The organism is Mariniflexile ostreae, assembly GCF_042427585.1.
Classification (GTDB): Bacteria; Bacteroidota; Bacteroidia; order Flavobacteriales; family Flavobacteriaceae; genus Pseudalgibacter; species Pseudalgibacter ostreae.
In genome coordinates, this window is record NZ_JBHMFC010000093.1 from 1 (window position 1) to 10,185 (window position 10,185).

A 10,185-nucleotide genomic window follows, 5' to 3' on the forward strand; every position below is an offset into this window, starting at 1 on the left:
TGCATCTCTGGAGTTATGATTCTAGAGCGTATTTGTTTTGGTTCGTCACTTAACAACCCGTCAATACCATTGTCCATATATTTAACTGTCCAGCGTTCACTTGTCTTGGGTGTAATGTTTAGATAATCGGCTAACTGTTTTCTCGTTTTGAAACGATTGGTCAAAATAGATTCTAACCAAATCAAACGCTTCTCATATTTAAAAACACATTGCCTTTTACGTAAGGCTTTAAGTTCTAAAGCACTTTCTTTTATTAAAAATTCTCTCGGTTTTGCCATCCTTAAAGATAAGCAAAAATAACGACTTTATTTATTCAAATTGGTATAAGTTCAAAAATATTGCTTTTCGGGGTGGTGTCTAAAAATAACGGGGCACGCCTTCTTTTCCTTTCTCGTGCGCGCCCTCCCACGATGCATTAGTGGGTATGGTAAAGGTGGTTTCTCCATAACCCTCTTGGTCTATTTTTAGTTTTAGGGGTTATTTAAATTCCAGTCTTCTTTTGTTAACAAATAACTTTCGTTAGGCGGGCTTAACATATAAATCCGATGGCCGCTGACATTGAAATATCCCTGCTCGTCTTTATAAATTTTAAAAATTTCACCAGCAGCATCTTCTAATTGCAAGGTGTCTTTAGTTATTTCTACAATATTTAAGAGTTCTTCATTGCCATTGAAACTAACTTTTGTTGCCATATCCTCTATTTTAAAAGTTACGGTGCCTTCGTACTCTTCTCCCATTTGGAAACCTCCGAAATCAAAACTGTAGGTACCTTGCCAGTTTTCTAATTGATTTTTGTAATCAATTATATTTATATCATCGAATTGTTTCTTCAAAAAATTAATTTTATCAACCAATAAATTCTTACGCCAGTTTTCTTCTCTTATTCTTTCTTCAAAATCATTTTCAATAAAAATACAATCTATATTTTTCCAAACTTTATCTGTGTTATCAAATGTAAAAGCTTGTTTTATATATGCTTTTTTTTGATAATATCCTTCTGGTGTTTTTACTAAATACTTTTTAGGAATTATATATATATATATATGAAATTCTTTTTTTAATTTTTCAATATTAAAATTATGAATCTTATCCTCATAAGATTCATAATTCTTTTCTATTAATTCTTGAGATAGTTTCTTTGGAATCAAATAAATAGAAACATTCCCATAAGGATTACCTGAAGCGGGGTCATAAGGGCAGCCGTAATCTGCTGTAATGAAGTAAAAATCATTGTATGAATATAGCTCACACTTTAATAAACTATCAAAATCTATTGCATTATCAAATTCCCTGCAATTAGGAACTTCCTTACATGAGAAAAGTATAAATATTGATAATACAAAATAATTAATGTTTTTAGTTATTGTCATAGTTTCTTTGTGTAATTAATTGGTCTAAAATATCCTTTCCATCCTTCATGTCTATATAACGCTCTGCCTGTTCTTTTGTATACAGAAACTCTTGTCACTCCTACCATATCATCGCCTCCATTATTTCTATTTGTATTTTCATCACTACTCCCAAGAGAACCAAGAGCTTCTAATATTGTGATTAAGTCATTTGAAGAATTATAACTGTAAACAATCCCTGTATGCCCCCATTTTACATTTGGTTTTCTCCATACAAATATATCTCCACGTTCAGGAACAAAATTCTCTTTATCACTACCTCTTACGAATTTAATATCATTACTTCCAATTGCTGTTCTAAAGCTGTTTTCATTAAGTAAGTTACCCGTGTAAATCTCTTTGTAGCTGGGCATTACTCCCAATTTATGAAGATACACTCCCACAAATTCAGAACAGTCCAAAAACTTCAAACCTTCTGAAGATAAAGAATTTCTAACACCTTCCATACTATAGATAATATGTGTTTTTGCTAGCTTTTTCATTTCTTCTAACACTCCATCTTCATTTTTTTGACTCTCCGAACTTGTACTAAACTCACAAGTACTTGTATCTATTTTACAGGTATTCTTTTTAGCAAGTCCTTTGCTATACCAACTACTTATTTCTTGGGATACTTCCCACATATAAGTCGTCCCTTTGGCTTCTTTAGCATAACCTCGTTTGTGTATTTTTTTCCCTTTATCATTATACTTTCCAAAGAAATTAGTATTCTCCCATTCTCCTTTTTCTTTATGAAAAGCAGGATTATTATAATAAAAATCGCTCGTATTATCCCATAACACGAACTTTTTATCGTTTCCTTTTCCTGTTCTTTCTGGTAATAGTACAGATAAATATACATCGGTTAAGCATTGTATTTTGTCTTTTTTGCGTGCTATCCATTTTTCCACATAGTCTAACTGTGCTAATGCAGTCATTTCTTTTAAAGCTTCTCTTGTTGTGCCTAAATCTTTTGCTGCAGCTTTACCAAATTGTATTAACCCAACATACCCCATACCATTATCTTTAGAAGGGTCGAATTTGCCTTCCGTTTCTAGAGCCATTACTGCCATTAGCCAATTAGCCCCTTCTATTTTGTCTTTTCCTATTCCTAAACTTTCGGCTATTTCTATGACTCGCTTTCTAAAAGAGCAGGTTACAAATTTTGAGTTCTTGTTATTACCCCAAATCAAAGGTTCACAAGCGCTACCATTTTTTTCGTCATTATTTAACCCCTCCCCAAGAATAACCGCATTATTTTTAGCCTCAAATTCTTTATCTTTAGTTAAGTCTTTGGCAACTTTAAGCATCAGGGCTATGATACGGTTGCCTTTGCTGTTAATTATGTCTGCTTCGTCTGCTTTGTTTTGATTGGCTACATAATAGGCTCTTGGGAATTCTGCACCGCTTTTTGCTTCTTTAAAATAAAAATAACGGGGCACGCCTTCTTTTCCTTTCTCGTGCGCGCCCTCCCACGATGCATTAGTGGGTATGGTAAAGGTGGTTTCGCCTTTGCCTTCGTTATTTATTGTTATGGAAACGGTTTCAGATAGTTTCTTATCAAAACCAAATACAGATTCACGTAACATAAACGCTATCTTTTCTTCTATATAATTTCGTGTGTTCACTTTTATAGTCACGGTATCACCGTATGTTACAATACCTGTGTGTAAATCTCCGTTGCTTTCGTAAACTTTTAGACTAACAATTTTTTTGTCGCTGTTAACATATAGATACTTGGCCTTTCCTTTAATAAGGGTATATTCATTTCCAGCCTCGGGGTCTTGCGTAGCTCCATCTACCTGGCAATGGAGTTTCTCTATGGTGAAAAAGAATTCACTTTCTCCGTCCAGTTCAAAAGTAGGGTGAGTATCCGGAAGCTTAAATGCTTGGTTTATGGTGCCATTGGTGGCTGTGATTTCTATTTCTGGACCATCCTTTTTTACACGTGTATCATGGCCGGGCTCACTTTCCCACACATTTAATCTTATTTTTTCACCGCTCAAGCCCTCGGTCTCTATATGCATATAGACCGTGTGCTTAAACCCGCTACGGTTTATTCTATTGCCTTTACTGTCCGCCCAATAGGCTTTGGTTATTTTGGGCTGTATGGCGGTCAATAGCTTACTTGTGTTTGTAGAGCCCGTTGGGTTGTTAGCAAAGGCTTCAACATGCCATTTACCTTCCTTTTCGGAGGTTCCTGTGTAACTAAACTCTCCATTCATGCCATTGGAAATGATATGTTTATTTCCATCATCCGTAATTATAAAGTGTTTCTTAACGTCACTTTTTTTACTATATATGCACCATTGTACTTTTAAATCGGCATCTTTAATAGCGTCATAGGGCATGGTAAATTCAGTGACCGTAAATTTTACTTGGTGCCGCTGTGACTTCGTTTCGCCCCGATAAAGCACGCTAATGGTGTCTTTGGAGGTGCTTATGGCACTTACTTGGTTATGGCCGATCGTGTACCGGCCCGTGAGGCGCTCTTGGGTTTTAGGGTTAAAGGCCTCTATCGCTACTGTTCCCATGCCCATGGGAGGAATGTGCAACGTTTCATTTACAACGGTGCACATGCCCGATATGTCATTTTTGTTATGGCTAACTTCCCAAGATAGCTTTGGGAGTGGCTCTCGCTCTGGAAACAGCAGGGGAATCTTTACGGTGGTAGCCTCTCCTGGGCGGACCCGCGTGCGCATTTGGTCGCCTACTTTTATGATGAGCGCTTTACTGGTGTCAATACCCTGATCGGCGATCCTTATCGCTATAATATTTGAACCTGTGTTTTTTACATCTTTTTTTAAATCGGAGTCCATGCCATAAGCCTCTATTTTATAGTTGCCTATGGCTTGGTATGGAAATGTGAAATCCTCACCTTCATCAATGAAGGTATTGAGAAGGGTGTAGGCCCCCACTTTTTCCCCTTGTTTTTTGTGGTAAACAATCCAGTTGACGTTCTCTTTGGTGTTTTTCGTTTTTTTTCTACTGAAAGCAGTCACTTTAAATGCAATCTCGTTAACACGCTTGTGGTTAACGGCAGTGCCTTTTGTTTGGCCTATTGCCACAACCCCCATACCATCAATATCCTCATCGATAAACTCGCCGGTTGCCAGTTGGGTCAATTCGGTTTCTGTAAGCAAATTCTCTAACAATATTCTTGCTATTTCTGGTGGTGTTTCGGCAACGTCCTCTTGGCTCACGGTTTGGGTTTGCCCGTGAGTTTCAAAAGTGATATTACCCCCAAAACTACAAATGCCTACACTTTCTTTTATAAGTGCAGCCCCTTGGTTGGGCAGTTTTATGGCGTTATAGCTTTTTTGCCACTTAATAATGTTCGGGACACAAGGTTTGTACACTCCAAATCCTAATGGCTGCATAAGACAGTCGCTAAAAGCACCTTTTTTTTTAGTAAAAGGCAGGGGCAAGTCTTTGGTGGTTGCTAACAGTTTTTCTGAACACGCTTGGTCGTTAACATAAATAGTGCTTTGGGTGGCGACTTCAAAATCGGCCAACGTTGTAGGCGCTTTTGCTTTGTCGCACTTGCATTTTGCGCCTTGGCATACGGTGTATACCCCTGCCTTGTTTGGTTTGCCTGATGTCTCTGGGGTTTCTGTTTTTGCCATGGGTTAAATACTTATTAAGGTTATGGTAATTTCCTTTTTATAGGTATCTGTAACTACGGTTTGTACCGATTTGGTTTTTTGTATCCAAACGCTCTTATAATCCAAGAGGCTGTGATCTTCAGCTACTACTTCTAAAGCATCTTTATTAAAGCTCAAACCCTTGCTTGTAAAATACGCTTCTAGGGCTTTAATATTGGTTTTTTCTTTGTTGAGCGTCGCTTGGCTTTCTAAAACGAGATGGTCTTCTTCTAGTCTCAGACTTTTCTTTATCGATAATGCGAGCGGTATCGTGCCAATTAAATTTGAGTTTGTAAATACTCCAACGCTTTTGCCATAATAAATTAAATAATCGTTTAGAAACGAGCGGTAGAAGGTATTTAAAACGAAGTCGTTGCTTAATTGTTGGATGAGCATGCCTTTGTTATTATATTTTCGATCCATTAATTTGATAAAACGGGCTGTCGGGGTGCCATTAAATTCATGCTCGATAATCGTCTTGCTTCGCTCCCAGCTTTTTAATACATGCTTATAGTTGTGTAATCGTTCTATTTGGCCCTTTGGCGTACAGCTAAATTTGATATGGCTTAATGGCGCTGCTGCTACAATATACAGATCATCTATTTTTTTTTTGGTCGCTTTATTATCTATTTTTAAATTGCTTTTTTTGAATTCAAAGAAATGACCTGAGTACTCTATTTCTAGTATATAGGTAGTCGATGTGTCTATAGGCTTCTCTAGACCTGTAATTTTGGTTCGCAGGCTTACCTCATAAGTTTTGGTCCCATGGGCTGGTTGTAACAGTGGAGGATTGGCTAATATGTAGGGGTCTTGTGATTTCATTTTTTTTAATAGGTATTTATGGGGCTGTAAAACTTGATAGATATTATCTAAAAACGAAAATAGGGTATAGATAATAGAGTCCTGTGATATATCCATGAATCAAAAACAAACTATTTTTTTTAATGCATTTAAAAAGTAGGCTAATATGAACCAAAAAGCTAAAACTACTGATTCGATTATATAATGCGACTTGCTTTTGTAAAACACGCCTAAATCTTCTTTTCCAAAAGGATAATTAGAAGCATTTACAAATACTTGATACACATCTTCTAAAACCAATAACAACAGAATCGTAACAAGTACTATATAACTCAGTTTAATTGTTTTCATGTTTAGTGGGTTGCTGGTAGTCCATTGAGATTTGAATAGTCAACTTTTATGTGGATTTTTTAAAATTTATAAGCATATTCTTTAAGTGTAGCAAAGAACAGGTCGTCATTGTTTACTAGGTCGATACACCTTGCACTACCAGCGTCCTTATCATTGATTTTTATTTTTTTAAGGTTTTTTAAAACATCAAAAACTATCCCAAAAATAAAGCATAGAATAAAAGAGACAGGGACAATAACTACCCAAGAAAAATCTATTGCATTCATTTTTTCCGTGAATGAGGGGTATTCTTGTCTTTCAATATTCAGAATGAAATAGTTAGTAATTGATCTGATTATCAGAAAAAGTAAAAGAATGAAAGCGAACTTAAAGCTTAACTTAAATTTCTTATAAAACATAAATACTATCATCAAAAAAAGTACTATCGCAGCTATTAAATAACCAAGCTTTAAATGGTATTCTAATAGATTCGGGAAGAATAAATTAAAACAGAAAACTGTAATTAGCACTACTATTGATGCTGTTTTACCAAAGTGACGGTCTAACATAAATTCTAAAACTTAGGGCCTGAAATTGGCGGTTTGCCAGCATGAACATCAAACAATGGTAGCCAATCCCTAAATAGTGAACCTTTAAGCGCAGGCTCTATGGTCTGTAAAGATTTAGGGTAAGTTGGGTCTTTACAATATTCATTATCAAAAAACCGTGGCGTAAATTTTCTGTTCTTATATTTCGAATCACTAAAAGTCCCTGGGGATTTATTATATATGTCAAGAGATTCTTTAATGGATAATTTTTCACAACTTTGCATAATATTATTCTTATTTCTGTTTGGCACTACAGTCCTATAAAACTTGAACATTTATGGTAGTCTCATCGCCTTGATTTAAAACTTCTTTCTTTAATTTCTCAAAAGTATCAAACTCTCCAGCTAATAATTTATTTGCAGTCTCGTTTGAAACTGCCATTAAACCCCATTGATATTCTTCATTATATTTCCATTTTTTTACAGCCTTTCTGGTAGCTTTACCTAATGATTTACCATTCTACAGGCACGGTTATACGCTCGCCTAATTTTTTACCATCTAAAAATTGTATAGAAATGCTATCGTTTTTGGTTAGTTTCTCAAACAGTTCTTTATGGATTTTTTTAAACTCTGCTACTGTGCCAATATGTAAAGTGTCTTTTTTTTGATTAAGCATTTTTTTTATATAAGGTTTAAATTGAAGTTGGACTGCCTTTGATGAATCTATATAATGCCTTGTATAATAAGTATATTGTAGGCTTTCATTTCTTAATAAAGTTTTTTTGCCAGTTGTAGAAATTGGTTTTAGAATATTTTCTTTGGACTCATATAGTCTAATACCCAAATTTCTCCATTTTGATTGAGTTTCAGTATAGTGATAATCTATTTTTACAAATGATTTTTCAAGATATGAATTGTTTTTTATCACTAAGCTGTTTGGAAACTTGATACTTAAAACAGTAGTGTCCTCGAGTGTTAATCGTACAATAATTTGTTCGTCTGGTGTCGTTTGACTTATAGTAATTAATTCATTTTTGCTTTTGCAGTTTATAAACTCAAAACATATAATTAAAAGAATTAAAATTTTGGTTGATTTATTCATCTATAAAAATTGTTTCTATTATATAAACATAATCCACTATATTTTCATTATAAACTTCTCTAAAAAGGATTTCAATTTTATTATCAAATCTAGTAGAGTCTTCATCTGCCGAGTTCTTAAATTCGTCAAAATACTTAAATTTTCCTAATAAAAGTTTATTAGCAGTCTCGTTAGAAACTGCCATTAAATTCCATTGAAATTCTTCATTATATTTCCATTTTTTTACAGCCTTTCTGGTAGCTTCAAGTCCTTGTAGTTTGGCCAGGTCTATTTCTTGTTGCACATCTTCTTCTAAAAACATATCTCTTTCAGCTTTTTGTTGTTGCACCAATATTCCTGCTAAGTCGCTTATTGGAGATAATGGCCCAAGAGGGAGCGATAAAGGCTCGGAAGTATCTAAATCGTTCATTCCAAATCTTAAAATATCAAAAACATCTAATGCCCTTCCTGTCTTCTTAACAGCCCCAAGTAATATTACTCGTTTCCCATTCTTAGCAAAATAATCCAACTGGCTAACTCCTCTTGTGGTTCGCAACCCATTGCCATGGTTATAACCAAAGTTTTTACCACTCTCCATTTTTTCAAAGAGCTCGCCAGAATTACTGTATATGTTTTTGTATTCGTAAATAAGTCGTTTGCCTGTATATACTTTACCGTAATTATCCACCATATACCCTTTTTTTAATTTGGTAAAGGCTATCTGTTTTATATTGGAGGCAGCCCGTTTTGTGGCCATATCTAGCCCTTTATCTTTAATTTGATCTAAGGCAAAACCTTCTGTAAATTCGACTAAAAGCATTGGGTCTCCATCGTTACTTATAAATTCGGGCAAATTATGTGTTGGTGTTGGTGTTTTAATGTATAGTGTACGATTGGAGAAATATACAGAAAGTTGTTTGTCTCTTGAACTATTAACCTCGCCTTTGTACTCCCATTCCCAATAAAGCTCTAAGTTAGAAAAAATATCGTCGGCAACTTCTTGCTCCCAACTACTCGGTAAGTTTAATTCTAACATTATTCTGTTTCCTTTTACAATACCTTCTAATGAAACTTTGTTTCCTTCAAACTCGTCGTCATCAAAGAAAAAATCTGCCTCCTTTAATTTAAAAACAATCTTAGTTCCTTCTTGTATCCCTATGGTTTTAAAGTGGAAATAAACAGTGTCTTCTAAACGTGCTCTTTCTATTCTCTTTTTTCCTGTTTTATCGGTACTCCACCAAAAACCAACTATTTTTTCATATTTATTGCTTATTTCTGGCGCCTCATACTCTCCAAAAGTAATGTCTCTGCCTGCGCTGTAATTAATATCGTCTGCACTATTAAAAACAATGCTCCCTTCTTTGGCATGTTTTAAAATAGTACCTGCTGTTTCGGTATATTTTCCTCCTGCTATTTTTAGTATTGTTCCCATTTTAAAAAAGATTTACTTTTTTACTGCTATTATTTTTTATGTCTTCTTTGCTGTGTAAATCTATTTTACCCTGTGTGCTGTTACTAGTGATGTCTTTTGCATGAGTTTCTAAAGAGTCAGACTCTGTTGTAAAACGATCACTGGCCTGCTCGGTAATGTTTTTTGCCATAATGCTCAAATCTTCACCTGCAGTAATGGTTGTATCATCCCCTGCGCCGATAGTGATATCATCCCCGGCATTAATGCCCATGCTTTTTCCCGCACTGGCCGTTAGGTTTTCGCTAGCCGTAATATCAATGTTTTTAGCACTGATGCTTATGTTTTCGGGCGCGCTTATGCGGATGCTAGAGTTGGCCGTATCAATAAAAATAATGTTATTATTTTTATCTGTAATTGTAATGCTCTCTGCCTTATGGGTATCATTAAACGCGATCATATGTCCGCTACGCGTGATGATGCTTTTTTGCGTGTTCTCACTTCCGCCACCAGCTCCCGTTTGCCCATTAAATAAGCTTCCCAGCACAAAGGGCCTGTTAGGATCGTTAAACCTAAAGCCCAGCAGTACCTGGTCGTCCTTTTCGGGAATAAACACAAAGCCCCTGTTGGTGCTTATTTGGTCGCTACTTCCGCCATCGGGTGTTAACACACGGATCCATGCGGTTTTCATCTCGCCCGATTGCCAGTTCATCTGTACCTGCACGCGGCCTTTTTGTTGGGGGTCTTCGTTGCTCAGCACCCTTGCCATTTGGGTATGGGCGATGGGCAGTGCGACCTCGGGCTCTGGCAAGGATCCAATATCGGCCGGTAGGGCCACAAAGCTGTTGGTGTAATAATGGGCCTCTTTGGCATAATGCGTGATCTCGGTAATTATATATTTGCCATGCTTTTTGGTGGCAAAACGGGCCATGCCGTCCAGTACGGCGGTCTCTATATCGATAACGCTGCCTACGGACAGGCCTCT

10 protein-coding genes and 1 pseudogene are annotated in these 10,185 nt (G+C 36.1%); all 11 read right to left on the reverse strand.

The genetic code is table 11. From position 1 onward, the window contains the following. Window positions 1-278: pseudogene (locus ACFFU9_RS13350) on the reverse strand (helix-turn-helix domain-containing protein); the annotation flags it as partial. Window positions 279-470: 192 nt separating this feature from the next. Next, window positions 471-1,370 (reverse strand): hypothetical protein, encoded by a 900-nt coding sequence (locus ACFFU9_RS13355; protein ID WP_379861979.1) that lies wholly within the window; start codon window positions 1,368-1,370, stop codon window positions 471-473. Beyond that, window positions 1,367-5,014, reverse strand: coding sequence for a PAAR-like protein (locus ACFFU9_RS13360; RefSeq protein WP_379861980.1), 3,648 nt, complete (start codon window positions 5,012-5,014; stop codon window positions 1,367-1,369). Before ACFFU9_RS13360 ends, ACFFU9_RS13355 begins: the two co-directional genes overlap by 4 nt. Window positions 5,015-5,017: 3 nt before the next feature. After that, entirely contained in the window at window positions 5,018-5,854 is an 837-nt protein-coding gene (locus ACFFU9_RS13365; protein WP_379861981.1) for a hypothetical protein, read from the reverse strand. A gap of 99 nt (window positions 5,855-5,953) precedes the next feature. Then, complete coding sequence (locus ACFFU9_RS13370; protein ID WP_379861982.1) at window positions 5,954-6,184, reverse strand: hypothetical protein; 231 nt, start codon at window positions 6,182-6,184, stop codon at window positions 5,954-5,956. Window positions 6,185-6,243: 59 nt separating this feature from the next. Beyond that, entirely contained in the window at window positions 6,244-6,450 is a 207-nt protein-coding gene (locus tag ACFFU9_RS13375; RefSeq protein WP_379861983.1) for a hypothetical protein, read from the reverse strand. 287 nt (window positions 6,451-6,737) lie between these two features. Then, window positions 6,738-6,995 carry a hypothetical protein gene (locus ACFFU9_RS13380; protein WP_379861984.1) on the reverse strand — a complete coding sequence of 86 codons (258 nt, stop codon included), beginning with the start codon at window positions 6,993-6,995 and terminating at the stop codon, window positions 6,738-6,740. A gap of 34 nt (window positions 6,996-7,029) precedes the next feature. Further along, a complete protein-coding gene (locus ACFFU9_RS13385; protein WP_379861985.1) occupies window positions 7,030-7,152 on the reverse strand; it encodes a hypothetical protein in 123 nt (40 codons plus the stop codon). Between the two features lie 70 nt (window positions 7,153-7,222). Next, entirely contained in the window at window positions 7,223-7,813 is a 591-nt protein-coding gene (locus tag ACFFU9_RS13390) for a hypothetical protein (RefSeq protein WP_379861986.1), read from the reverse strand. Then, a complete protein-coding gene (locus ACFFU9_RS13395) occupies window positions 7,806-9,224 on the reverse strand; it encodes a hypothetical protein (protein WP_379861987.1) in 1,419 nt (472 codons plus the stop codon). Before ACFFU9_RS13395 ends, ACFFU9_RS13390 begins: the two co-directional genes overlap by 8 nt. Window position 9,225: 1 nt before the next feature. Further along, the coding region (locus ACFFU9_RS13400; protein ID WP_379861988.1) for a phage baseplate assembly protein V at window positions 9,226-10,185 on the reverse strand (960 nt) is incomplete at its 5' end.

Excerpts from the sequence above, each read along its gene's own strand:
- ACFFU9_RS13355 (WP_379861979.1), bottom strand. The coding sequence starts at position 1,370 with ATGACAATAACTAAAAACATTAATTATTTTGTATTATCAATATTTATA.
- ACFFU9_RS13360 (WP_379861980.1), bottom strand. The coding sequence starts at position 5,014 with ATGGCAAAAACAGAAACCCCAGAGACATCAGGCAAACCAAACAAGGCA.
- ACFFU9_RS13365 (WP_379861981.1), bottom strand. The coding sequence starts at position 5,854 with ATGAAATCACAAGACCCCTACATATTAGCCAATCCTCCACTGTTACAA.
- ACFFU9_RS13370 (WP_379861982.1), bottom strand. The coding sequence starts at position 6,184 with ATGAAAACAATTAAACTGAGTTATATAGTACTTGTTACGATTCTGTTG.
- ACFFU9_RS13375 (WP_379861983.1), bottom strand. The coding sequence starts at position 6,450 with ATGAATGCAATAGATTTTTCTTGGGTAGTTATTGTCCCTGTCTCTTTT.
- ACFFU9_RS13380 (WP_379861984.1), bottom strand. The coding sequence starts at position 6,995 with ATGCAAAGTTGTGAAAAATTATCCATTAAAGAATCTCTTGACATATAT.
- ACFFU9_RS13385 (WP_379861985.1), bottom strand. The coding sequence starts at position 7,152 with ATGGCAGTTTCAAACGAGACTGCAAATAAATTATTAGCTGGAGAGTTT.
- ACFFU9_RS13390 (WP_379861986.1), bottom strand. The coding sequence starts at position 7,813 with ATGAATAAATCAACCAAAATTTTAATTCTTTTAATTATATGTTTTGAG.
- ACFFU9_RS13395 (WP_379861987.1), bottom strand. The coding sequence starts at position 9,224 with ATGGGAACAATACTAAAAATAGCAGGAGGAAAATATACCGAAACAGCA.